This is a genomic window from Arcticibacter eurypsychrophilus, from assembly GCF_001730525.1.
Taxonomy (GTDB): Bacteria; Bacteroidota; Bacteroidia; order Sphingobacteriales; family Sphingobacteriaceae; genus Arcticibacter; species Arcticibacter eurypsychrophilus.
Window position 1 is genome coordinate 292,667 of record NZ_MDFN01000001.1, and the last position, 24,263, is coordinate 316,929.

Annotated in this window: 19 protein-coding genes; 5 read left to right on the plus strand and 14 right to left on the minus strand. The window is 38.6% G+C overall.

Features of this window, described 5'->3' with window-relative positions; all coding sequences use genetic code 11:
* Positions 1-4 precede the first annotated feature (4 nt).
* From BFL47_RS01230 to BFL47_RS01250, 5 genes are all read right to left on the minus strand, one after another.
* The gene (locus BFL47_RS01230; protein ID WP_069657961.1) at positions 5-1,984 is read right to left on the minus strand and encodes an alpha-L-arabinofuranosidase C-terminal domain-containing protein; all 1,980 of its coding nucleotides are present in this window, start codon (positions 1,982-1,984) and stop codon (positions 5-7) included.
* Positions 1,985-2,005: 21 nt separating this feature from the next.
* Complete coding sequence (locus tag BFL47_RS01235) at positions 2,006-3,556, minus strand: alpha-N-arabinofuranosidase (protein ID WP_069657962.1); 1,551 nt, start codon at positions 3,554-3,556, stop codon at positions 2,006-2,008.
* A gap of 230 nt (positions 3,557-3,786) precedes the next feature.
* Positions 3,787-4,470, minus strand: coding sequence for a DUF3823 domain-containing protein (locus tag BFL47_RS01240; protein WP_069657963.1), 684 nt, complete (start codon positions 4,468-4,470; stop codon positions 3,787-3,789).
* Between the two features lie 7 nt (positions 4,471-4,477).
* Positions 4,478-6,358, minus strand: a complete 1,881-nt coding sequence (locus tag BFL47_RS01245) for a RagB/SusD family nutrient uptake outer membrane protein (RefSeq protein WP_069657964.1) — start codon at positions 6,356-6,358, stop codon at positions 4,478-4,480.
* A gap of 12 nt (positions 6,359-6,370) precedes the next feature.
* The gene (locus BFL47_RS01250) at positions 6,371-9,646 is read right to left on the minus strand and encodes a SusC/RagA family TonB-linked outer membrane protein (RefSeq protein ID WP_083256926.1); all 3,276 of its coding nucleotides are present in this window, start codon (positions 9,644-9,646) and stop codon (positions 6,371-6,373) included.
* Between the two features lie 891 nt (positions 9,647-10,537).
* On the opposite strand from BFL47_RS01250, the gene BFL47_RS01255 reads away from it, so the two are divergent.
* Entirely contained in the window at positions 10,538-11,503 is a 966-nt protein-coding gene (locus BFL47_RS01255) for a hypothetical protein (protein WP_069657965.1), read from the plus strand.
* 213 nt (positions 11,504-11,716) lie between these two features.
* Here BFL47_RS01255 and BFL47_RS01260 read toward each other — a convergent pair whose 3' ends face one another.
* Both BFL47_RS01260 and BFL47_RS01270 read right to left on the minus strand, forming a co-directional pair.
* Complete coding sequence (locus BFL47_RS01260; protein WP_069657966.1) at positions 11,717-12,094, minus strand: RNA recognition motif domain-containing protein; 378 nt, start codon at positions 12,092-12,094, stop codon at positions 11,717-11,719.
* Between the two features lie 388 nt (positions 12,095-12,482).
* Positions 12,483-12,992: a hypothetical protein gene (locus BFL47_RS01270; protein WP_069657968.1), complete on the minus strand. Its 510-nt coding sequence runs from the start codon at positions 12,990-12,992 to the stop codon at positions 12,483-12,485.
* Between the two features lie 347 nt (positions 12,993-13,339).
* Between BFL47_RS01270 and BFL47_RS01275 the strand changes: the two genes are divergently transcribed.
* From BFL47_RS01275 to BFL47_RS01285, 3 genes are all read left to right on the plus strand, one after another.
* Positions 13,340-14,155: an SDR family oxidoreductase gene (locus BFL47_RS01275; RefSeq protein WP_069657969.1), complete on the plus strand. Its 816-nt coding sequence runs from the start codon at positions 13,340-13,342 to the stop codon at positions 14,153-14,155.
* 98 nt (positions 14,156-14,253) lie between these two features.
* The gene (locus BFL47_RS01280; protein ID WP_245681265.1) at positions 14,254-16,395 is read left to right on the plus strand and encodes a M3 family metallopeptidase; all 2,142 of its coding nucleotides are present in this window, start codon (positions 14,254-14,256) and stop codon (positions 16,393-16,395) included.
* Between the two features lie 397 nt (positions 16,396-16,792).
* Positions 16,793-17,242, plus strand: a complete 450-nt coding sequence (locus tag BFL47_RS01285; protein ID WP_069657970.1) for a hypothetical protein — start codon at positions 16,793-16,795, stop codon at positions 17,240-17,242.
* Here BFL47_RS01285 and BFL47_RS01290 read toward each other — a convergent pair whose 3' ends face one another.
* From BFL47_RS01290 to BFL47_RS01300, 3 genes are read right to left on the minus strand one after another with little or no spacing between them, the layout of a single operon-like run.
* A complete protein-coding gene (locus BFL47_RS01290) occupies positions 17,243-18,568 on the minus strand; it encodes a sensor histidine kinase (RefSeq protein WP_069657971.1) in 1,326 nt (441 codons plus the stop codon).
* A complete protein-coding gene (locus tag BFL47_RS01295; protein WP_069657972.1) occupies positions 18,565-19,245 on the minus strand; it encodes a response regulator transcription factor in 681 nt (226 codons plus the stop codon). The genes BFL47_RS01290 and BFL47_RS01295 overlap by 4 nt, the downstream gene beginning before the upstream one ends.
* A 19-nt stretch (positions 19,246-19,264) precedes the next feature.
* The gene (locus BFL47_RS01300) at positions 19,265-19,489 is read right to left on the minus strand and encodes a hypothetical protein (protein WP_069657973.1); all 225 of its coding nucleotides are present in this window, start codon (positions 19,487-19,489) and stop codon (positions 19,265-19,267) included.
* A gap of 141 nt (positions 19,490-19,630) precedes the next feature.
* On the opposite strand from BFL47_RS01300, the gene BFL47_RS01305 reads away from it, so the two are divergent.
* Positions 19,631-19,954: a YtxH domain-containing protein gene (locus BFL47_RS01305; protein ID WP_069657974.1), complete on the plus strand. Its 324-nt coding sequence runs from the start codon at positions 19,631-19,633 to the stop codon at positions 19,952-19,954.
* Between the two features lie 80 nt (positions 19,955-20,034).
* Here BFL47_RS01305 and BFL47_RS01310 read toward each other — a convergent pair whose 3' ends face one another.
* The 4 genes from BFL47_RS01310 to BFL47_RS01325 are packed head-to-tail and all read right to left on the minus strand — an operon-like array spanning position 20,035 to position 24,137.
* A complete protein-coding gene (locus BFL47_RS01310; protein ID WP_069657975.1) occupies positions 20,035-20,823 on the minus strand; it encodes an SDR family oxidoreductase in 789 nt (262 codons plus the stop codon).
* An 18-nt stretch (positions 20,824-20,841) separates the two neighbouring features.
* The gene (locus BFL47_RS01315) at positions 20,842-21,690 is read right to left on the minus strand and encodes a fumarylacetoacetate hydrolase family protein (RefSeq protein WP_069657976.1); all 849 of its coding nucleotides are present in this window, start codon (positions 21,688-21,690) and stop codon (positions 20,842-20,844) included.
* A 4-nt stretch (positions 21,691-21,694) separates the two neighbouring features.
* On the minus strand, positions 21,695-22,459 hold the full coding sequence (locus BFL47_RS01320; RefSeq protein WP_069657977.1) for an SDR family NAD(P)-dependent oxidoreductase: 765 nt from the start codon (positions 22,457-22,459) through the stop codon (positions 21,695-21,697).
* Between the two features lie 13 nt (positions 22,460-22,472).
* Positions 22,473-24,137 carry a UxaA family hydrolase gene (locus BFL47_RS01325; RefSeq protein ID WP_069657978.1) on the minus strand — a complete coding sequence of 555 codons (1,665 nt, stop codon included), beginning with the start codon at positions 24,135-24,137 and terminating at the stop codon, positions 22,473-22,475.
* Positions 24,138-24,263: the final 126 nt, after the last annotated feature.

The window sequence follows — 24,263 nt, forward strand, 5'->3', positions numbered from 1 at the left end:
TCATCTAAAGTTTAACCCTTACCATATTAACAGAATAAGGATTTAAAGTAAGATTCATAGTTTTATTTTTAACAGCAATTTGAGAAACCACCGGACTAATTGCTCCAGGTGTTTCAAAAGAATTTACCTGATCCAGATCAGTACTGCTCAGTACTGTCATTGTTCCCTTCGATTGTACCTTTGGAGCACCATCAATTAAGAAAGCCCCACTTTGCTTTTTACCAGTTGAGTTCACCACTTTTAAGATCAGCTCATTGGTCTTTCTATCAATCGTAGCAGAAGCATAATACCCGTCCTGACCACTCACCGCCTCATTATTCAATAAAACAGGAACCACGTCTGTTCCTTTGTTTACAGAAAACAGTTTCTGCACCTGGTAATTAGCTGTTCCATACGAACGAAGATTATCCACCCAGATCAAATCAGGAGTCCACTGCCAACCTTCCGCATGAGCAAACAAAGGCGCATAAGAGGCCATCACCACAACATCAGCATTCCGCTCCAAACCAGTCATGAATGCTGCTTCAGACATAGCACAATTCCAGTTATTCTTATTATCCGGACTAGCAATTGCTACACTTTGGGCAGCATACTCACCCGCGAAGATCTTAGGACCTTTCCTGTCATAGTTATCATACCGTTTTGCATTATCTAAAAACCATTTCGGTGCCCTGTAATAATGCTCATCTATTACATCCACATTCATGGACCTTAAATTATTATTTAAAAAGTCAAACCGATCCCCATTTGGATCCGTACCCGAACTGTTCACAATTTTCATATCCGGATACTTCGCCTTGATCGCTTTCGTGAATGCTGTTAACCGTTCAATATATTGAGGTCCCCAGTTTTCGTTACCCACACCCAACATGGTCAGGTTAAATGCTGCAGGATGTCCCATTTCAGCCCTTTTTTTACCCCATTCCGATTGCGCTGAACCATTTGCAAATTCAATTAAATCCAATGCATCCTGAATGTAAGGCTCAAGAAGGTCTAAAGGGACCACTTCGCCTGTATTAAACTGACAAGCCATTCCTGCATTTAAAATAGGAAGAGGAAAGGCTCCAATATCTTCACATAACTGAAAATATTCAAAGAAACCCAAACCGAATGATTGAAAATAATCAGGCGCAAGGCGATGTTTGAATTCCATATTCCAACGATTGACAATCAGCTCCCGATCTTCAATTTTACCGATGGTTTTTTTCCATTGAAAACGCTCATCCAAGTTTCTGCCCTCTACAATACAACCTCCCGGAAACCGTAAAAAGCCCGGTTTCATATCAGCTAAAAGCTGCACCATATCTGCCCGAAGACCATTTTTCCTTTGTTTCCAGGTATCCTGAGGGAAAAGGGAAATCATATCCAGGTCCATACCGCCTTTTCCACTTAGCTCCACATTTAAGGTCGCTTTATTCACTGTAGCCGTTGTAGTAAAACTTCCCTGATAGGTTTTCCATTCCGGACTATCTGGTTTTACAGTAACCGTCCCAATAACAGCACCCTTTTCATCAACCAGTTCAACAAGTAAACCGGCTGTATTACCGGCATGCTGACGAGCCAAAACAGAAAAATTGTATTGTTTTCCCTGTCTGATACCAATGCCTTTAAATCCTTCGTTTGAAAGGCCATAGCGACCTTCAGCAGTAGATTCCAACTTCACATACCGCCTGTTTGCCGGATTAAGGCTTCCCTTATTTAAAATTAGAAAACTACCCTTTGCCTGGTCATCTTTTTTCTCTTTCCATCCCATCATGGGAACATCGAACTCAAAAGACCTGTTTTTTACCAGTTCGGCATATAATCCTCCATCAGCACCTTGGTTAATATCTTCAAAAAACAGCCCCCACATTGTAGGAGCCACTTTTGCCTTAACCTCATTGGTCTTAATCGTAAATACTTTAGTATCCTGAGCGAAGGAAAAATTAACACTCGCAGAGCTTAATAAAGCCGTTAATACGATGAATCCTATCTGTTTATTCATATCTTAATCATTAATTATAACCTATTTCAATTCCAGCTCTACTACTGACAAAGCAGGCAACTCAACCTTCAATTGATTCCCAGTCTTTTTAGCGCCTTTAAAACTAGCGGCAACAATCTTATTCGGATTTGCAAAGGAGTTAAAGTCATTAAACTTAGGAGAGGTAACAATCCGGCCTGTAACGCCTGACCATTTCAAACCATTTAAAGCTGTATTGATACTGATCTTCTTCTTAGGATCAAGATTGACCAACGTGATATGAACAACCCCATTTGAATCCACAGACGCAGAAGCATTCACTGCTGGAATTTTCTGGTCCCCTAAAACATAATCAGGACTGATAAAATCCAAAGGAATAAGTTTAGCCCCCATATGCACCTTATATAAATCAAACACATGATACGTTGGTGTAAGCAAAATCTTTTCCTTTTCGGTAAGGATCAAGGCCTGTAACACATTTACCGTTTGAGCTAAACTGGCCAATCTGACCCGGTCACTATGATTATTAAATATATTTAAAGTAGAGCCAGCAATCAGCGCATCACGCATTGAATTCTGTTGATAAAGAAATCCAGGATTAGTGCCAGGTTCAACATCAGTCCACACACCCCACTCATCTACCAGCAAGCCCACTTTTTTACCCGGATCATATTTATCCATAATCGCAGAATGCTTCTTCACCAAACTATCCATGGCAAGACCATTTTTCATCGTGTTGAAATATTCCTGTTCAGCAAACACAGTAGCAGAACCCTTCTTTCCCCAGTTTCCTGTTGGCAAAGTATAGTAATGCAAGGAAATGCCCCACATATCACGTGCAGGAATATTTTTCATTAACACTTCAGTCCAGTTCAGATCCCATGAATTTGCACCGCTGGCAATCTTCTTTAAAGGAGATCCAGGATAATTACGAGCATAGGTAGCATAACGTTTATATAAATCAGCGTAATACTCAGGTGTCATGTTACCACCACAGCCCCAGCTCTCATTACCAACGCCCCAAAAGCTAACCTTCCAGGGTTTTTCCCTGCCATTCTGTTTCCTTAAATTAGCCATAGGACTTACACCATCAAAATTCAGGTATTCTACCCATTTCGCCATTTCTTCCACTGTTCCACTTCCCACATTACCTGCGATATAAGGTTCCGCACCAAGCAAACTACACAGTTCTAAAAATTCATGCGTACCAAAGCTATTATCTTCCACTACACCACCCCAATTGGTGTTCACCATTTTAGGACGCTGTTCACGGGGACCAATGCCATCCCTCCAATGATATTCATCTGCAAAACAACCTCCCGGCCATCTCAAATTTGGAATATTAATCTTTTTTAAAGCATCTACAATATCAAGTCTGATCCGATCCTTTTTAGGAACATTCATTGCAGGATCAACCCAAAAGCCGTCATAGATACAACGACCTAAATGTTCAGAAAACTGACCGTAAATATCTTTACTGATCACCGTTTTAGCATTAGCTGCATTCAGGTTGATAGACACTGCGGTTTGTGCACTTAAATTAAAATTAGTGCATAAATACACAAATAGAAAAACTAGGGAGGTTTTTTTCATTATAGAGGTTTGTTTAAAGGTCATCTAAAAGCATATCAGTTTTGATCAGCGTATTAAGATTAGCCTATTTCAATAATTAGTTTAATTCTGGAATTTAAAGTTAATCATAATTGTCATATAAACAGTTATGGTAAAATAATTATTTATTACAAATTTAATTCATTAAAAACGTTTATTCAAAAAGCCCCTTTCGGGGCTCTTTGAATAAACTGCAAAATCAATAAAAGTATTTATTTCAACTGAATTTTCTCAGCAAGAGAATATGCAAGTTCTGCAACCCCAGCTGTTTTCACTCCTATCCTTACATATACCGCATCGGCATTCGCTAAAGATGCAGGAATGGTCACACTAATAGCAAGTGGCTGATTCACGTTAGTTATTTCAGATGCATTAATTACGGTGATACCATCCTGATTCAGATCATCAATAAGCGCATTTCTATACACATACAGCCGAACTGATTCTAAAGGATTGGCTGCACTTACAGTCTGCAAATTAGCTGTGGCTGTCATCGTGGTTCCGTTTCTTTGATAGGTAGCCGTTTTAACAAAAGTATATGGGGTGACAGGAACGTCAATCATCGTATTACCACTCACTTTTACATCAATGGAATCTGTATTGTTCACCCAGGGACCAACACCGTTTTGTCTGGTTAATTTATAATTACCATCAAATAAAAGAGCTGAAAAAGAACCATCCTGATTGACAAAAACCGGTATTTTTGTAAAGAATGCATAACCACGTTGCCATAGTTCCAGCTGTACTCCATTTGATCTGACACCTATAGCTTGCCCTTCGTAAATCACTTTACCTGTAAGTAGAGATTCAGGAGAAGCATAATTATCTTTTTCACACCCAACACCCCCTACTGCTATAATAAACAGTAGTATATATTTATATGGATTTATTTTCATGATCTGACTAGTTAAAAGGATTTTGTACAATTAAAGGATTATTATTAATAATGTCCTGACCGAAACCCGCATAATAATTAAATATTTGAAAGAAACGTGGTGCGCCAAACTTAGGAGCTACGATTTTTACAAAAACGTATTTCCCATCACGAGTTGAATCTCCCGGCCGGATAACCCGATAAGGATACAGGGCATACACCCGGGTATCCGGATTATTAACATTACCATTCCAAACCTTATCAGCTTGTCTCCAGCGTTTTAAATCCCAAAGACGATGATCTTCAAATGCCAGCTCGTTCCTTCTTTCATTCCTGATTTTGTCAATAGTGAGTGTACTAGCATTTAAGCTGTTTGCAGGAAAACCTGCACGTTCGCGAAGTGAGTTAACTAAAGGCAAAGCCGTATTTGTTTGTCCAAGTTCAAAAGCAGCTTCAGCAGCATTCAAATAGATTTCACCTAAACGAAACCAAATCCACCATACATCACTTTGAATACCTCTGGTTGAGGTTCCATCATTTGCATCAACGTATTTACGAAGGTAAAAACCAGTATTCGACACTTCTTGTATAGATCGGTTAGGACCAGATGCAGCAACCAATAATTTACCATCGGTATAATTTCCGCCTAAATCAGGACTTTCAACAGTCTGATACGAATTTGTAGTGGCGTTCCATACCATAACGCCTGCCTGCATATCTACGGTCAAACCTTTAAAAGGAGCACCCGGATAAATTACTGTTCCATATAAACGGGCATCTTTATTGGCAAATATATCCGTCGTCTTATCATAATAAATATAATCTGTATTGGCTACATTCCTGGTTTTAAGTGCTCCATTGGATCCATCCAAATAGTCATAGTTTTCAACTAGATTCAAAGAAGGAACAATGCTTGATGAACTTAAATTATCTTCACGAATACCACGCGCAATGTTTTCATAAGAGAAAAAATGCTTCTTTGATTTTGATGTCAAAAAGTCTCTGGCAAAGATTACTTCTGTGTTGTTGGTTTTTTTCACAACAGCCTCATAGAAATTCTCACCTAAAATCGGATTACTTTTATACAAGGAATAAGGTCCAGCCATTACTTCCCTGGCAGCATCTAACGACTTTTGAAAATACTCATTTGCTCTTAAAGCAGGTATTCCAACTTCTCCACCAGGTGTAACTACATTGGGAGTCAATAAAGCATTATATTTTGCAATAGAACCAGCATAAAGCATCGCCCTGCTTTTCAACGCCATACAGGTATACTTATTTGCTCTTGATTTACTGACATTATTTCCAATATCATTCTTTATTGCATCAAGTTCAGAAGCTATAAAATCGTAAACTTCCGCCTCTTTAGCACGTGGTTGTCTTAAATAGGTCGGATCTCCTTTGAAATCGTAAAGTAGTTGATTAACAACCAGAGGAACACCCCCCATCCGTTTTACCATTTCAAAATAAATATAGGCTCTTATAAATCTGAACTCCGCTTTTAATTGTGCTCTTTCAGCATCTGTAAGTGTTTTACTTCCGAAGGTGTCCACATTTTCTATGGATAAGTTTAAATCACGAATATAGAAATAGTCGTACATACCCCAGCTACCTCTTCCATAATTGACAATGTTATTCCGCCATTCTTCATTGGAACCACCTGACCACATTGCATCATCATAGTTAGCCATGTTTCGCCATTGTGACCCTCCCTGATCATTTAATCCCATATCTGTCGGGATACGATCATAAAAACTAGCTAAAAGTCCATTTATTAATTTCTGGTCTTGCCATAATTGCTCATTATCAACGATAAATGTCGGCTCTCTCTCGAGATAATCTTTTTTACATGAGCCCATACTTAGCATAAATGCTAAGATAAACATGAAATATTTTGATATAATTTTCATAATATTTTCGTCCTATAGTGTTAAATTGAACCCTAGTGTGTAAATCTTTTGTTGCGGATAAATCAAACCATTGGTTGCTGAAATTTCCGGATCAATCTCAAAATCTTTTACATTATCAAAAGAAAACAGGTTTGATCCGTTTACATACATCCTCAAAGCGGAAATATTAACCTTTCCCAACAATGCCTTAGGAAAGCTATAGCCTAATTCTAGATTTTTTAATCTTAGATAACGAATATTGGTAGTCCAAAAATCATTGTGATTATTTCCACTCAACGGACTGGTAAATACGGACAATCCACCATTATCTTTTCTTAGTGCAGGATATGTTCCAGGAATCCATTCACTCGTAGGATCAAATGGATCCGCTCTATGCCAACGATCAGTCAACATATAAGCAGGAGAGTTTCCATTATTTTGAAATGGATATTTAAGTTCCCAGTCTCTGAAATAGGTTTGCATCCCTGCCCCCATAAAATCAAAAGCAAGAGATAAACCCTTCCAAGTTACGCGTCCATTGATACCATAGTTGAAATATGGAAGGGTACCTTCTGCATATCCAATAGGTTTTATATCTAACCCATTGATAATACCATCACCATTCAAATCTTCATAAATTAGATCACCAGGCAACAAGGATCTATTTCCCTGTCCATCAACATTAACCGGATAATCATTAATCTCCTGTTCAGATTGAAAACGTCCAACAATATGATGTCCCCAATTCACATTTTGCCAACGTTCAGTCCGATCTCCTCTATACTCATCATATGAGTTGCCAAAACGAGGTTTGTATATATAATCATCCTTAGTTCTTCCAATTGTCGCATTCCCTCCAATTGAAAAATCAATTTGACCAATTTTGTTACTATATGTAATAAAACCGTCCATTCCTTGGGTTATATCAGAGTTGAGATTTTCAAGACCTAGAATATACCCGACTTCACTAGGCAACACAACGTCGTAACGAGCCGCAGGGATTCCAGAACGCTTACGTCTAAAAGCATCTATTTGACCAGTAAAGTTTTTAAATACTGTAAAATCAATACCAATATTCGACATAGAATTGGTTAACCACGACAAATTAGTTGTCGGTATTCCCCTGGGTCTTACACCATTATTAAATACACCATCAAAAATAGCACTGCCGTTGTTTATATTATATCCAGCTAAATAGGCGAATGGGGCTGGATCATAATAATTTCCATTTGTACCCTGCAATGATGTTCCTGTTTCACCATAAGAAGCTCTAAGCTTAAACTCGTTTATACTGGATGAGAAAATCTTTTTGAAAAACCCTTCTTCTGAAAGACGCCATCCAACAGACACACCAGGAAAAAATCCAAACCGGCTACCTGACCGATATAGAAAGGATCCATCATACCTGGCAACCGCTTCGACTAAGTACTTCTTTTTATAGTCGTAGTTTAACCGCATGGCGTATCCTTCAAAAGCTTCTTCATAATGTGAGTCACCAAGATAATCCACGTCAGCAAAAAATTGCGTAGGAATAAGATTATTTGGAGGCACAGAGTGTAAGGCGATGTAATCATTTGTTGCATCCTTCCGTTCAAAGGCCACCAACGCTGCTATAGAGTGATCTTTAATTTGTTTAGCATAGTTCAACTGAAACTGTGCAAACTTAGAAATCACATTTCTTTTATGACGCTCTCTCCATGGATTTTGATTACCGAATAATGCACCATTGTCTGCCCTGTCATTATATTTATCCGTGGCAGCATCATAGATATACGCTTTATATGTATATTCAAAACCATCAAAATCTTCATTACTATAATCGTATGAATACAATCCCTTTGCAGATAGACCAAATCCAAATTCATATTGTGCATTGAACTTGGCACTCCCCCCACGGGTAATGTTATCAATGTAACCAGTGATATCATTAGAGTAAGTTGCTGGATTTACATTGACATTATGGGTTTGGTTAATATATAAAGGGTTATTGTTGGCGTATGCTGTTTCTGTAGGCCACATACTTCCAACACTCAACAGTGGATTGAAGAAATCGTCTAGTCCCGGTACCCCAACATTATGGCGTTTTTCAACTCTTCCACTGATCTGTGCACCTACTGTTAAACCTTTTAATACAGTACTGGAAATATTAGCCTGTAAATTAGTCCTGTTAAAATTAAAGTCCTTTATGGTAGCTTCCTGGTTGACATGACCTAAGGATAAATAATAGGTGGAATTCTCCGTTCCACCTGATACATTTGCACTCACATTATACTGAGGAACATTAGGCCTAACTACAAAATCATAATAGTCATTACTTTGATAACCAGGCTCTGTTCCTGCTTCCCATTTGGCTAATTCTTCGGGAGAATATAACAATGCGGGATTACGTCCCAGGTTTTGTTCCGATTCCAGTCGGCCACGTACATATTGACCAGCATTACCTGGTTTAGGAAAACGGGTAAAGTTTTGCAAACCATAATAACCAGTAATACCTAAGGAAGGTTTTCCTGATCCTCTTTTACCTTTTTTAGTGGTCACCAATACCACACCATTTCCAGCTGCCAATCCATATATAGAAGCAGAAGCATCCTTTAATACCGTGATACTTTCGATATCATCCAAACCTAATTGATTAAAAGCATTAACACCGGAAATACCCGTATTGTAACCAAAAGCATCTGTTTCGTTACTGGTACTATAAGCTACTCCATCAATTACATATAGGGGGTTACCCAAATTCCTGATCTGTAAACTGGCACCATTACCCGGACGAGCATCTGTTGTACGAGCCGTCACACCCGGTATTTTCCCCACCAAGGCACTAGTTGCCGCCACAGAAGGAGAGCGCACAATATCAGCAGCCTGAATATTGCTGATCGCACCAGAAATAGTAGCTTTCTTTTGTGTACCATAAGCCACAACTACAACTTCTTCCAATGCCTCGCCTGCAGCGGTAATCATTCGCACATTAATTACGTTCTGCGTACCCGCTGTAATTGACTGATTGGTATATCCGATGTACCTGAACTCCACTACAGATGCTGCAGTAGGAGCCTCAATTGCATACTTTCCGTTGACATCGGTCTGAGCGCCACCTTTTACTCCCCTTACTGTCACAGTAACTCCTATTAAAGGTTGGCTTTTTTCATCCGTTACCGTCCCAGTAACCCGTGTTTGTGAAAAGACACTGGACGAGATCAACAGGGTCAGTATAAATAAGTTAAATTTAAATTGTAGTTTAGGGTACCAGTCTCCACCCTGAACACGGATGCCAATTTTTTGACATACCTCTAGTAATTTTCTTTGCATAGGTCCTTTTGATTAGTTTAAAAATTGATATTCTGATAATTAAAATCGTTAGTTAGATCTTAGTGTCTATTGAATATTTTTTGGGATTTAAGTTTTCATTTTCATTATTTTTTTTAGTTAGTTATTGAATATATTGGTTTATAAAATCACACTATATACATTTTAATAAAATCTAAATGGTATTTCTGGTTAGAGTTATCTAATAGTTAAGCAAAGCATCCTTTGTCCGTTTCAAAGATTTTATTTATACTATTTTATTATTGGTTTGTGAATACTAATATAGTATTTTTTTTCTTAAAGTGTACATATTACATTTTATTTATTAAAAATGCATTTATTCACATAAATAACTCAATATCAATATTTTAAATTAAAACACCCCTAATTGTGAGCTAGTTAATGTATACAATTTGGTTAGTTTAGCACATAAATGCAACCGCATAAGCGTCATTTTTACATTTATAAATCCTAAATTGTTCTTGCCTTCCCCCCCTGTACCAAGCCGGAAATTAGACCTGCGTATTAGTCAGAATAGTATTTCTATTTTAATCCTTCTAATAAGATTGCAATAAGAATCAGATATGAGTCCAATCACGGTTAGTTTAAGTCGGACTTACAGCGGAATTTTGTTAGTTAAATTTTGCTTTGAATTACAAGCATTTTATCTGTTAACCTGCCATATTCCAATTTCGAACCTTAGTCAAAGCATATTAGAAAGATATTCAAAGAAGAGTAAATGATCATAAATGTTTTGTTTTGGAAAGTTTAAAATTTAAGCACGATGCACTGTATAGAAAATTCATACCGTTTCCGAGAAGATTTAAGAAATTTTAGCAATTTTTTCGTTCTTGAAAATCTTTAGTGATTACTTTATGCAAATAAGATAACAGTATGGCGACAATAGATAATAAGGGAATGGTACACGGAACCGCAGGTTCGGTGATCTACCGTGCTTACAGAGGAAAGAATATCATCCAAGGCAAAGCAAAGACATTTAAGCAAACCGAAAAAACGATCAGGAGTGCTACTGAGTTCGGACTTTCGAGTTCAGCCGCGGCAGTGATCCGGACGGCATTTGAACCGGCTTATTTCTTTAAGGATGGGACGGCAGCTTATAGAAGCACGCAACTGGTGTATCGGTCGATATTGAATAATATAAGCGTAGAGAAAGGGAAAAGAGATTTGCATGACGGAAACCTTTCTCAACTTGAAGGAATGGACTTTAATGCCAACAGTAAATTGCATGATGTGCTGCAGATAAGCCACTCTGTATCTAAAAGTGTAGCTGGTTTGGTAAATGTTACCCTTGGATCCTTGAACACCAAAACACAGATCAAAAGGCCCAAAAACGCAAGCGGAGCCTACATAAAACACCGCATAAGGCTGATGTTAGTTGCTTTTAACTTCAGGGAAGAGTATTATGAAAACCTGGGTTTTCAGGATCTGGATCTGGAGGGGTATCAAAGCTTTCAGGGACAAGTGGTCACTTTTACAGAAAAGGTTCCTGAAGATTGTCTGGCATTGGTAAGCATGTCCCTAATGTTGTACTCAACTGTCAGCCAAACGAATGAAAGTATCTTATTGAACAGTAAAGAATTTAGTCCATGTGCGATCATCGGTTCATTTCAATCTGTAAAGCCTTCTGAACACCCTTTAAAAAAGGTTGACACACAACCATTCAACTATCCTGGCAGGGAAGAAAAGATCAGGTTAATGGAATATAAAGGTAATCTCCTGAAGTTAGGGCTGGAAAGCAAAACCAGCAAACTGATTAGTGAAAGGAGCAAAAAGGCTACAGTAAAGGAAGTGGTAATAGACATCATCCCGAAAGGAAGAATTCCATTTCAAAAGAAATAGGATTCGTTTCAAAAAAGAAAAGAGATTTCATTTAATGAAAAGACTTTGTCTCCTCATAGAAAGCGGATAACACATTGATGATCAAAAGTAGATTAACAAGGTCAAATTATGCGATAGTCCTTGGATCAGAGGGGGCCAATAAAACCAGCACTAAACAAAAAGAGGTCGGCCTTTAAAAGACAACCTCTTTATAATATATTTTATAATCTGGAATTAAATTCGTTTTCTAGGACGCTTTCCACCTACACGTTCACCTGGTCTGCTTACCTTTTGATATATTTTTGGTTTAAACTTCACTTCCACCTTTCTTCCAAAAGTGCGGGGGGCAGGTTCAGGTTTTTCTTTTTTGCGGTCATCCGCATACGTAACGCTAATTACATCCTGATCAATGCTCGCTTCATGAAGATTCTGCAATGCCAGTACCGCCTCCTCTTCGTTAGGCATATCCACAAAGCCAAATCTTCTGCTTATACCAGTATGCTTATCTCGTACAATATTTACAGATTCAACTGTACCATATTGTTCGAAAATATCTTTTAGCTCTAATTCTTCTAAATCGCGGGGAAATCCGCCTGCAAATAACTTAATCATTACTTATGTATGTATTCTATGATTGGGTCTAGCCTATTAATTATTTTATCTAACAATGATGATTGCATCAATAAATATGCCGTAACAAAAATTATATTTTTCCAAAAGGTAATAAGCAATCTTTTATTGCCTAAAAGAATTTTTTCTTTAAAACAAGAATTAATTGATAATCAGTTAACATTAAACTTTATAAGGTTGTAAACGCCACAAATATATTATTTTCTTATCATAGTAGTGTGTGAGAATAACCTATTTACTGTAAATTTAATAATTAAAATATTAAAATTCGAGTCAAGCGGGATAAATATTTGTGTGATAATCAAAATAACGCGTAAAAAAGCCGTTGAAGGAAATTTCCTCAACGGCTTTTGTGTGTGTCATCAATTAATTATTTGCTTAGATTGAATCCGTATGCAATACGTAAAGCTACCTGACTTGCGTCATACTTGGTAAATTCTTCATAACGTATTCCAAGATCTAATCCGTTACCAAAGCCCCAACCAATAGCTGGTGCCCATACAAATGAGGTTTCAGCTCCATCATTGGTTCCGAAACCAGCACCTAGTTCCCCACCTACATAAAAGTTAGGAGTAACAAATACTTTAACTCCAGCCTTCAACGGAATAATTCCCAGATCATCTGCTATAGGTTTGAAGTCATCCTTTACAAAGAAATTGGTGTAACCAGTACTTAATGTTAAAGACACAGGTCCTACAAAATCTTTCTGCAATTTAAGATCACCTCCTAATACAAATCCGTAAGGATTATCGATTGACACACCGGGATTTATACCTACTCCAAGGCGCCATGCTTGTGAATCCTGAGCTTTTGTTTCTGTTGAAAATACTAATGCAGCTATTGCGAATGCTGCTGTGAATAGTTTAAATGACGTTTTCATATTAATGTGTTAATAAATATTATTTATAGACACTTAATCTCAATTTGTATGCCAAAGGAAGTAAACAGAACCTTCCAATCCTTGTTCTAATGTAAATTTCAATTTGAATATTCGCACTAAGCGCTTCATTTTAAAGCTATTCAATTAGGATAAAATCAGGCTTATAATGACTTATATAAATCAGGTTTGAATTAATTTATTTTATATAAAGTTTAACTTATTGACCGATTCTCACGATAAGTGTACTTATTTAGGTTCATTTTTTGTAAACAAGGCGATTAAATACTTCAATTAAACTTCTGCTTCATCTGCTCTTAATATTCATAAATTTGAGAAATTATTAATATATGGCCAAAAAAATTGGGATTAGTATTCTGGGTTGCGGATGGTTTGGATTGCCCCTGGCCAAACAATTGATTGATTTGGGATGTCGGGTAAAAGGATCTACTACCACTCCTGACAAACTAACAGCACTTACCGGCGAAGGGATAGAGGCTTACTTAATTGATCTAGCCAACGAGGAGGGTGCCACTGTATCTGGATTCTTTGATTCTGAAGTCTTAGTTATCGCCATTCCACCCCGAATGCGTTCAGGAAAGGAAAGTAAATACCTTCCTAAAATTGAACTTGCACTGCGTATGATTAAAAATTCGGCAGTTAAGCAGATTATATTTATCAGTTCAACCTCCGTATTTGGCGACACCAATACCAGAGTAGATGAAACCTCAATTCCACAACCTGAAACGGAATCAGGAAAAGCAATTCTTACTGCAGAGAAGCTTTTGCAATCCACTCCCGGCTTGACTACAACGGTGCTCCGCTTTGGGGGATTAGTAGGTCCGGGACGTGATCCTGGACGTTTTTTTGGAGGAAAGACAGACATTCCTAATGGACAGGCTCCAGTAAACCTGATTCATCTGGACGATTGCATTGGAATAACTTGCCAGATAATTGAAAAAGAGGAATACGGTCTGGTTTATCATGGTGTCACTCCTGATCACCCTTCCCGACAGGATTTTTATGCCCAGGCATCTTTAAAAGCAGGCTACACGGCCCCAGTTTTTATTGATGAATTAAATGAATGGAAGATGGTAGATAGCAAACATGTTCCGCTTTATTTAAATTATATGTTTGTAAATGGGACCTTGCTTAACGTAACGTAGCATTATTGATACTAAGAGGGCTATATTAATAAAGCTTAATTATTTTTAAGCCCTATTTACACCGTCTTATTCCCGGATAAGTCACCATTTTATTTCCGATGATTGACAAAAAGATACTTATTACTACTGCATTTGCTTTAAGTTTAACGTATATGCCAAATGCTAAAAGTCAAACTACTTCAATGAATCCATTTCTTACACCATACACTACCCCTTATCATGTTCCTCCTTTCGATAAGATTAAAAACGAACATTTCAAACCCGCTATTCTGGAGGGGATTAAACAAGAGGAGGCGGAAATTAATTCCATAGCAAACAGTAAAGCTAAACCCAATTTTGCGAATACCATTTTAGCAATGGAAAATTCGGGACAGCTGTTAACCCGTGTATCATCGGTATTTTATAATCTTAATTCGGCTAATACCAATGAAGAGATTCAGGCAATTGCCAGGGAAGTAGCACCTGAGTTAGCGGCTCATCACGATAATATTATTCTGAACCATCCGCTTTTCCTACGGGTAAAACAGTTATGGGACACGCATGAAAGCTTAAAGCTGAATGCAGAGCAGACCAAACTATTGGAAAAGACGCATAAGTCTTTCGTTAGAAGTGGTGCGAATTTAAAGGAGGCAGACAAGGCTATACTTAGGAAGATCAACGCGGAACTTTCTTTATTAAGTTTAAACTTCGGACAGAATCTGTTAGCTGAAACAAATGCCTATCAATTACTGATTGATAATAAAGAAGATCTTTCAGGTTTATCGGAAGAATTGATTCTTGCCGCTGGCGAAAGGGCTAAACAGTCGGGTAAGGAAGGTTCCTGGATTTTTAGTTTACAGAATCCAAGTGTGATGCCTTTTCTTCAATATGCGAACAACAGGGAATTGCGAAAGCAAATTTGGGAGGCATATACGCTACGTGGGGACAATAATAATGCGCATGATAATAAAGAAATAGTCAGGAATATTGTTAATCTCCGTCGGGAAAAGGCACAGTTACTGGGTTACAAAGACCATGCGAGTTATGTGTTGGAGGAAACGATGGCTAAGACTCCGGAAAATGCATATAAATTATTGAATCAGCTGTGGCAACCTGCATTGAATGTGGCAGGGAAAGAAGCTTTTGATCTTCAGAAAATGATTGATGCCTCAGGAGCTAAATTCAAATTAGCACCTTATGATTGGAAATATTATACCGAAGAATTGCGCAAGGAGCGCTTTGATTTGGATGAACAAACGCTAAAGCCTTATTTCAGTCTGGATAAAGTTCGGGATGGTGTATTTGGTGTGGCCACAAAGTTATATGGCTTACAATTCAAAGAACTAACAGACATCCCTAAATATCATGAAGAAGTAGCTGCTTATGCTGTATCGGAAGCGGATGGAACCTTTATCGGGATTTTATATACGGATTTCTTTCCTCGTGCATCCAAGCGCGGAGGGGCATGGATGACGTCTTACAACGCACAGAAAATGGAGAACGGAAAGCGGATAAGTCCGGTGATCTCTATAGTATGCAATTTTTCAAAGCCTGCCGGGGACGCACCTGCCTTACTTACTTTTGATGAGGTGACTACTTTTTTTCACGAATTTGGGCATTCTTTACATGGCTTACTTTCCAATGTAACCTATCGAAGTCTTGCGGGTACGGCTGTATCGCGCGACTTTGTAGAGCTTCCTTCTCAGATTATGGAAAATTGGGCAGCTGAGCCTGAGGTATTAAAAATGTTTGCCCGGCATTATAAAACAAATGAGGTGATTCCTGATGAACTGATCAAGAAACTGCATAATGCAGGTACGTTCGATCAGGGCTTTGCAACGACTGAATACTTGGCGGCTTCCCTTCTGGATTTGGATTATCATACGCAGACAAAAGAGCTGACCAACAATGTAGATTCTTTTGAACTTCAGTCTATGAAGAAGGTGGGTTTGATAGATGAGATCATTCCTCGTTACCGCAGCACTTATTTCAATCATATATTTGCTGGTGGATATTCTGCCGGATATTACAGTTACGTCTGGTCGGGCGTATTGGATACCGATGCTTTTGAGGCATTCAAGGAAACCGGTGATCTTTTCAATCAGGAGAGAGCTCAAAGTTTCAGAAAAAATGTACTGGAGAGAGGAGGAACTGAGGATCCAATGGTGCTGTACAAGAACTTTCGTGGTGCTGAACCGGGGATTAAGGCATTGTTGAAAAAGAGGGGCTTAAATGTACAGCCGGAAAAGAAACCGATATAGGGGGATTATTGTAGCCAATATTAACATTCAAAATCTTTAACCTGAATGTTAATATTGGCTTTTTACCAATTACAACTTTGAAACTCCAGCTTTCCATAAGCTGCACAGATGGAAGAGTGGACTATGAACTGATATATTCTGCCGGACTGGTAATCTCAATAGTATCCCCTGCTTTTAAATAAGGGGGTATTTTATATTTCCTTCTCATTTCTATCGCTGAGGGGGTAGCCCAGACATCATAGGTTGATATGAGCCCTCAGGGCCGTTGCTAAAGAGGCGATAAAGTTTTTCCTGCCCATTTATGTGAATTAAAGAAAACTCTAATATTAAAAAAATATTTTTAAAAATTCATCTTAATTTCATGTTTGAGCTGGTACTTTGATGAAAAGAAAGCAACATGAAAAAGTTCATTATAGTACTCGCCATCTTAGTTACAGTTATATCTGTAGGCACAACCAATGCGCAGGTAAGAGTTAACGTTAACATAGGCACACCTGCTTATTATTATATGCCGGATCAGAATGCCTATTACAATGTTTCCGAAAGATCCTATTATTATGAGGATGGAGGAAGGTGGATTCACCGCTCTTATTTACCTGGTAGATACCGGAATTATACTGTGTATAACGTCAGACATATAGAAGTTAATGAACACCGTCCTTATTTAAGACATAATTATTACAGGGAGAAATATTCAAGATCAAAAAATTACCGGGGAGAAAGCCGTCGTCACGGACGTTATGATTATGATAGAGATAGAAACGATGACAGAGGACATAATGACAACAGAGGTGGTGGACATGATAAAGGTGGAGATCGTGGACATGGACATGGAAAACACAAATAATCAGGATGCCTTATAAATTGGGAAATATAAGGTAAAGGTAGTACCCTTGTTTACTTCTGATTGAACTTCAATATTAATATTGTGGTAGTTGGCAATACTTTTACTGATTGCTAACCCCAAACCGTAACCCCCTGAGGACCGCTGAACATGCACTTTTTTAAATCGGTTAAATATCAGGGGGAGGTCAGTTGATGAGATACCTATACCAGTATCTCTGATAATCAACTGATACTGATGCTCCGGGGTGTATCTATCCGATATATGGATAGATCCCTGCGGAACATTGTATTTAATAGAATTATTTAACAGGTTATAAATCAACTGAAACAGAAGATCTTTATTGCAGTTGGTAAATTCTACATCTTCATCAAATTGTATAGCTAACTGAATCCCTTTCTCCTCAAACCGATCTTCTATTTCTTCTATTACCTGTTTCACCAACACGCTTAAGGTTACCGTTTCATCCCTTGAATACTGATCATTATCGATTCTGGATATTAGCAACAGGGAGTTCACTATTCTTTTTAACCGGTTTACTGTGATCATCAGTTCGGCCAGTTTTTCATAGGTCTGCTCACCAATCTCCTCCTGCATCATCAGGTTTTCAATCTTACTATTCAGAATACTAATAGGAGTCATGAGTTCATGCGAGGCATTTGCCGTGAATTCACGCTCTTTCTCAAATGCATCTCTTACCTGATCCATCAGACTGATCAGCGAGCTGTCCAGATATTTAAAATCCGTTGTATTGGTTTTTACCGGAATGGCCCCTTGTGTGAAGGGAAATGTCTGCCTGATGAGTTTTGTTTTGATGATTCGCTGCAAGGGCTTAAGCAGATAACGGGTATACAGCAGGTCAATGAGTACGGATAAGACAATTAAGCTAATCAATACGTATAAAGCAATGCGCTGTAAGGGTTTGTTGTATTCGCTGATAGAGGTTACTTTTTTTCCTACTTCCAATAAATAAGCCTTGTCCTTTTCCTTAAAGGTATAACTGAGTACCCTGTAAACAAGTGTATCTCTTTCCACAAGACGCCTGCTGGTTTCTATGGTGTCTACTTTTAGCTGTCGCACTGGTTCCAATGAGATATATTCTTGCTTAAGCATGGTATAGCTACCATAACTGCGTTCACCGTCAAGATAATATTCAACACCGTTTGTTTCAATATTCTTGATGACTGCTGCTTTCTGTTGTTTTAAGTTATAATCGGTAAAATCTGAGGCGATATTTTCTACGATGAAAGGAAGGATAATAATAAATAACAGTACGATACCCAATTTGGATAAGGTGATAAATAACGTTAATTTGTTGAGTAATTTCACGCCTGTTTTTTTATTTTATAACCTACTCCGCGAATAGTTTCCAGCCATTCCGTACTGGCAAAGGCCCCAAGTTTCTTGCGCAGGTTTTTGACATGGGCATCGATGTAATTCGAGTCATTTTCATCTTCTATAAAATTACCCCATATATGTTCACACAATTGCATCCTGGTAAGGGGACGATTTTTATGCAACAGCAGGTAACTTAAAAGATCAAACTCTTTCTTAGAAAGCTCTATGGCCATTGTTGCATGGGTAATCGTTCTTTTTTGGAGGTCTACCATAAACTCTCCTATGCTTACTTCAGAATTGATTAATCCATATTTTCTTCGTGAAATTGCCTGCATTCGGGAATGAAGCTCTGGAAGGGAAAAGGGTTTTGGAAGGTAGTCATCGGCACCAAGATCAAGCCCTTTAATGCGATCTTCGGTATTGCCTCGGGCTGTTAAAATAATATAGGCCGCATCGGGGTTATACTTTTTTGCTTCCAAAAGAAGCTTCAGTCCGTCCATATCCGGAAGCCCAAGATCAAGCAGTACAAAATCATAGGCATTAGAATCAAGAAATTCAAGGGCTTTTTTAGCCGTATGGGCGAGATCGATTATATAAAAGGACTTTTTAAGAAATAGCTCTACTTCAAATGCAAGGATCTTTTCATCCTCAACTAATAACACTTTCAATGTATTGTGTTTTAAAGTACTACTTTTTGTGTTTTCTTACAGGCTCGGGTCTATCCTGCTTCCTGGATTTAGGGACTTCCTTTACTTGCTTTTTGGAATCATCTTTCCTCTGAGTTTGTTCCGTTCTATTGCCGTTTTTTCCACCCTTTCTATCCTGTTGGATAGCGGCTTGCGAAGCAAAGGCATAAGTAGTCAATGCTCCTATAAGAAGAAAAGTAAATGTCCGTTTAAAGGTCTTATTCATCTTGTAAAACAAAGTTCATCATTTTCGATGAGTTTATCAGATATTTCTGCATTTTAACAAGAGAGGTAATAAATATTCATAAAATTTAAACACAATGAGCTTAAAGGTGTTAGATACTTAAACACAGAAAATTAAATTATCATGAACTATAAAAAGTATTTACACAGTGGTCTTAGCGATAACACAGACACTGCAAAAGTATTAGCTGCTCTTTTAGCAGGTGTAGCATTAGGTGCCGCCATTGGAATTTTGTTTGCTCCAGAAAGTGGGTCTGAAACACGTAGTTTGATTTCAGATAAAGCGAAAGATTTAGCAAGTAATGTGAAAGATAAGGTGCAGACAGCAAAAGACTCTTTGTCTGTTAAGGCTGATGAACTTAAAGATGCCAAAGATGAAGTAGTAAGTAAAGCAAAGGAAAAATACAATAGAGGCTCGGGTGAAATAGATGATGCAATAAACGGATAATACTGATTATTTGACATAAAAATCCTCGGTTTATGATTTAAACCGGGGATTTTTGTATGTAAAAGTTAATATTTTTGGATTTAAGAATTGATTAAGGCCCTATCCAGATGTACGTATCCTCCATCTACATAGGTAATTTGTCCGGTCGTGTGACTGGAAACACAAGAAAGTAAAACCACGGCAGCGTTACCTATCTCTTCCTGTGTCGTCATTCGTTTTCCAAGAGGAATGTTGGCCACTATAGTTTTTAACATCTTTTCTGGATTTTCAACGGTTTGAATCCAACGCTCATATAAAGGAGTCCAGCATTCCGCAATGACAATTGCATTGACACGAATATTATGTTTAAGCAACTCTACGGCCCATTCCCTTGTTAAAGCATTCCTTCCTCCGTTAGCTGCTGCATAACCTGAAGTACCTCCCTGACCTGTATCTGCAGTTTTTGAACTAATATTGAGGATAGATCCCTGCGTCTTTTTAAGGTGAGGAAGGGTATAATGGGCCATCATATAATAATGGATCAAATTTTTATGCAATGAGGAGATGAACCGATCAAAATCTCCATTTTCTAGTCCTACACTATCGTTTTCTCCTGCATTATTCACAAGGCCATCTATTTTTCCATATGCAGCAATTATAGAATCCACCGCTCTTTTACAAGCTTCCGGATCTTTCAGATCGGTTTCTACCTGGAAGGCTTTGCCTCCAAATGCTTCGATTTCACTGATTGTTTTTAAACTTTCAGATGCTGTGCGACTTACGATTGCAGGAATCGCACCTTCACGTGCAAGAGCTATTGAGATTCCTTTACCTATACCCCTTGCACCTCCGGTGACAATAACAACCTTATCCTTCAGTTTAAGATCCATAAAGTAAATTTATATTGGTTAGATTTTTTTTACCTGTTGACGCGAAACGCCTAAACCATCTATTCCTAATTCAACTACGTCACCCGGCTTCAGATATACAGGAGGATCAAAACCAAGGCCTACGCCAGCAGGAGTTCCGGTTGATATAATATCTCCTGGAAGCAGCGTCATAAACTGGCTGATGTAAGATATAAGATAAGGGATTTTAAAGATGAGATTAGCCGTTGTGCCGTCCTGCATTATTTCTCCGTTTACTTTAAGCCATAAACGCAAGTTGTTGACATCTTCTATTTCATCAGGAGTGGCCATAAAAGGACCTGTAGGCGCAAAAGTATCGCAACCCTTTCCTTTATCCCAGGTACCATTACGTTCAAGTTGGAAGGCGCGTTCGGATACATCATTATGGAGGGCATAGCCGGCTATATAATCTACCGCATCGGCTTCGTCTACATAAGACGCCTTCTTTCCTATAATAACAGAAAGTTCGACTTCCCAATCTGTCTTTGTAGAGTTTTTAGGGATCAGGATATCATCATTTGGGCCTGAAAATGAAGAACTTGCTTTAAGAAACAGAATAGGCTCAACCGGCAGTGTAGCATCGGTTTCTTTGGCATGATCGGCGTAATTTAAACCCACACAAACAATCTTGGAAGGACGTGCTACTGGTGCTCCCAATCGTTCTGTACCGGCAAACACAGGAAGGTTTTGTTCATTCTGCTTTATAAATGCCTGCAGGCGGTTCAATCCATCGTTGGCAAAAAATGCTTCATTATAATCTTCTCCAAAAGCAGAAGTATCATAGTAAGTACTATTTATAATTACACCGGTTTTCTCTTGTCCGGCTATTCCGTAACGTATTAATTTCATGCTATTAGTTGTTTAATTTTATAAATCCACCGTCAATTGGGTAATCATTACCGGTCACAAATCCAGCTTCGTCTGAACATAGATATAAAGCCAGACTAGCTACCTCCTCCGGTTTTCCCATTCTACCGATGGGTTGACTCTTAGAAAGTTTGTCGAACATTTCCTCCTCTTTCCCGGCGTAGTTTTTGGAGATAAAGCCATCTACAAATGGAGTATGAATCCGTGCTGGAGAAACCGTATTACTTCTGATATGGTCATTTAAATAATCGCGCGCAACAGACATGCTCATCGCATGAATGGCACCTTTACTCATTGAATAAGCAAACCGATCCGCTATACCAACAGCGGATGCAATAGATGCCATGTGCAACATGCAGCCTCCGTTGTTATTTTTCATTAGAGGGATAGCAGCAAAAATACAGTTATAGGCCCCTTGTACATTAACCTCAAAGACGCGGTTAAAGTCTGACGCTGTACATTTTTCTACATTCCCCACATGTGCGATCCCTGCGTTATTTACCAGGATATCGATTTGACCGATAGCAGAGAAGGTCTCAATTACATCCTGTTGATTTGATACATTAAGGGAATATGATTTAGCCTGACCGCCAGCTAGCTCTATTTCTTCTACAGCCAACTTACCTGCTTGCTCGTTGAGTTCTATAATATGAACAAATGAGCCTTGCTTCGCAAATAATAATGCGATTGCTTTACCTATGCCACTGCCGCCTCCAGTAATCACGGCGTGCTTATTTTGTAGACTAAACATTTTTTGTTTTGATTTATAATGAAACCCCTCTTTTCCAGGGAATGAAATCGTCCTGACCTAAAACAACTGCTTTAGGCTGAATAGCTCCGCTTGCTACTTGAATAACATAGTCAAGAATTCTTTCCGCAGCTTGTTTTGTATTTTCTTCGCCATCTATAATCGTTCCGCAGTTGATATCAATAATATCGGGCATCCGGTTATACAGGTTCGTATTAGTCGCTATTTTAATTACCGGTGCAATGGGATTGCCAGTTGGGGTACCTAGTCCCGTTGTAAATAATACGATATTGGCACCCGATGCAACTTCCGCAGTAGTACTTTCCACATCACTACCAGGGGTGCATAAGAGGTTGAGACCCTTTCTTGTAACTTTATCCGGATAATCTAGTACGTCCGTAACAGGAGAAGTACCACCCTTTTTAGCTGCCCCCGCAGACTTAATCGCATCCGTAATTAAGCCATCCTTAATATTTCCAGGAGAAGGATTTGCAAAAAAGCCAGAGCCGTCAGCCTCTGCCCTTGCATTATAGGTGCGCATGAGTTGCATGAATTTATTTGCCAGGGTTTCATCTGTACAGCGGTCACTCATTTCTTGCTCGACACCACATAATTCGGGGAACTCTGCCAGAACTACGCTCCCTCCCAGACTGACTAATATATCGGATAACGTGCCAAGGGCAGGGTTTGCTGAAATTCCTGAAAAGCCATCAGAACCGCCACATTCAAGACCTACTACTAATTTAGATAGTGGAGCGGGACTTCGTTCTGCTTTATTGGCCTGCATTAAGCCGGTAAAGGTTTGTTTCAAAGCCAACTGGAGCATCTTTTCTTCAGTACCAATCTGCTGCTGTTCCAGTATATAAAGCGGTTTATTAAATGAGCGATCACGCTTATCGATTTCGGCTTTTAAGATACTCGCCTGGGCATGCTGACAACCCAAACTTAAAATTGTAGCCCCAGCTACATTAGGATGCGTAATGTAACCGGCAAGGAGTCCGCATAACGCATCTGAGTCAGTTCGTGTTCCTCCACAACCCAGATCATGGCTGAGGTATTTTATCCCATCGATATTAGGAAAGATCTTTCCTGAACTCAATTCATGAGGCGACTTTTGCAAATCAGCCTGTAATATTTCCTCTACCGTTTTACCGGTTTGATACATTGCGAGGAGGCTATCCACTTCAGTTTCATATCCCCTGGGCTTTTTAAAGCCCAGCTTTTCTGTAAGGGCCTCCTTAATCATGTTTACATTTCTATTTTCGCAAAACACCAAAGGGATAATCAGCCAATAGTTAGCCGTTCCTACAGATCCATCTTCACGATGATATCCCATAAAAGTTGCGTTTTCAAAGCGTGAGGTATCTGGTATCGTCCATTTCGTTTTACGCTTACCTAATGCAAAGCTTTCGGAGGCATGTTTAATATTATGAACGGTTAAGGAAATGCCTTGAGGTAAAGCCATACATGTTTTGCCAACAAGTACTCCATACATAAAAATGGGAGCACCTTCTTCCAGCTTTCTTAAGGTAAATTTATGTTTAGCCGATACATCACTCACTAAATTGAATTGTACACCGTTGAATTCTATATTGGTTCCAGCCTTAAGATCTGTAAGGGCAACCAGTACATTATCAATTGGGTGAATCTGGATATAGGTGTGTTTGTGATTTTCGGACATAACAGGTTATTTTACCCAATAATAAGAGATAATATTGATATAACAACCGACACCCATAAAAAGAATGACAGGACATAAACTAATCCTGTCTATTCAAATTTCATATAACAAAGGGTATATATCAAT

Excerpts from the sequence above, each read along its gene's own strand:
- BFL47_RS01235 (WP_069657962.1), bottom strand. The coding sequence starts at position 3,556 with ATGAAAAAAACCTCCCTAGTTTTTCTATTTGTGTATTTATGCACTAAT.
- BFL47_RS01255 (WP_069657965.1), top strand. The coding sequence starts at position 10,538 with ATGGCGACAATAGATAATAAGGGAATGGTACACGGAACCGCAGGTTCG.
- BFL47_RS01305 (WP_069657974.1), top strand. The coding sequence starts at position 19,631 with ATGAACTATAAAAAGTATTTACACAGTGGTCTTAGCGATAACACAGAC.
- BFL47_RS01285 (WP_069657970.1), top strand. The coding sequence starts at position 16,793 with ATGAAAAAGTTCATTATAGTACTCGCCATCTTAGTTACAGTTATATCT.
- BFL47_RS01275 (WP_069657969.1), top strand. The coding sequence starts at position 13,340 with ATGGCCAAAAAAATTGGGATTAGTATTCTGGGTTGCGGATGGTTTGGA.
- BFL47_RS01320 (WP_069657977.1), bottom strand. The coding sequence starts at position 22,459 with ATGTTTAGTCTACAAAATAAGCACGCCGTGATTACTGGAGGCGGCAGT.
- BFL47_RS01315 (WP_069657976.1), bottom strand. The coding sequence starts at position 21,690 with ATGAAATTAATACGTTACGGAATAGCCGGACAAGAGAAAACCGGTGTA.
- BFL47_RS01245 (WP_069657964.1), bottom strand. The coding sequence starts at position 6,358 with ATGAAAATTATATCAAAATATTTCATGTTTATCTTAGCATTTATGCTA.
- BFL47_RS01300 (WP_069657973.1), bottom strand. The coding sequence starts at position 19,489 with ATGAATAAGACCTTTAAACGGACATTTACTTTTCTTCTTATAGGAGCA.
- BFL47_RS01310 (WP_069657975.1), bottom strand. The coding sequence starts at position 20,823 with ATGGATCTTAAACTGAAGGATAAGGTTGTTATTGTCACCGGAGGTGCA.
- BFL47_RS01280 (WP_245681265.1), top strand. The coding sequence starts at position 14,254 with ATGATTGACAAAAAGATACTTATTACTACTGCATTTGCTTTAAGTTTA.
- BFL47_RS01270 (WP_069657968.1), bottom strand. The coding sequence starts at position 12,992 with ATGAAAACGTCATTTAAACTATTCACAGCAGCATTCGCAATAGCTGCA.
- BFL47_RS01260 (WP_069657966.1), bottom strand. The coding sequence starts at position 12,094 with ATGATTAAGTTATTTGCAGGCGGATTTCCCCGCGATTTAGAAGAATTA.
- BFL47_RS01250 (WP_083256926.1), bottom strand. The coding sequence starts at position 9,646 with ATGCAAAGAAAATTACTAGAGGTATGTCAAAAAATTGGCATCCGTGTT.
- BFL47_RS01325 (WP_069657978.1), bottom strand. The coding sequence starts at position 24,137 with ATGTCCGAAAATCACAAACACACCTATATCCAGATTCACCCAATTGAT.
- BFL47_RS01240 (WP_069657963.1), bottom strand. The coding sequence starts at position 4,470 with ATGAAAATAAATCCATATAAATATATACTACTGTTTATTATAGCAGTA.
- BFL47_RS01230 (WP_069657961.1), bottom strand. The coding sequence starts at position 1,984 with ATGAATAAACAGATAGGATTCATCGTATTAACGGCTTTATTAAGCTCT.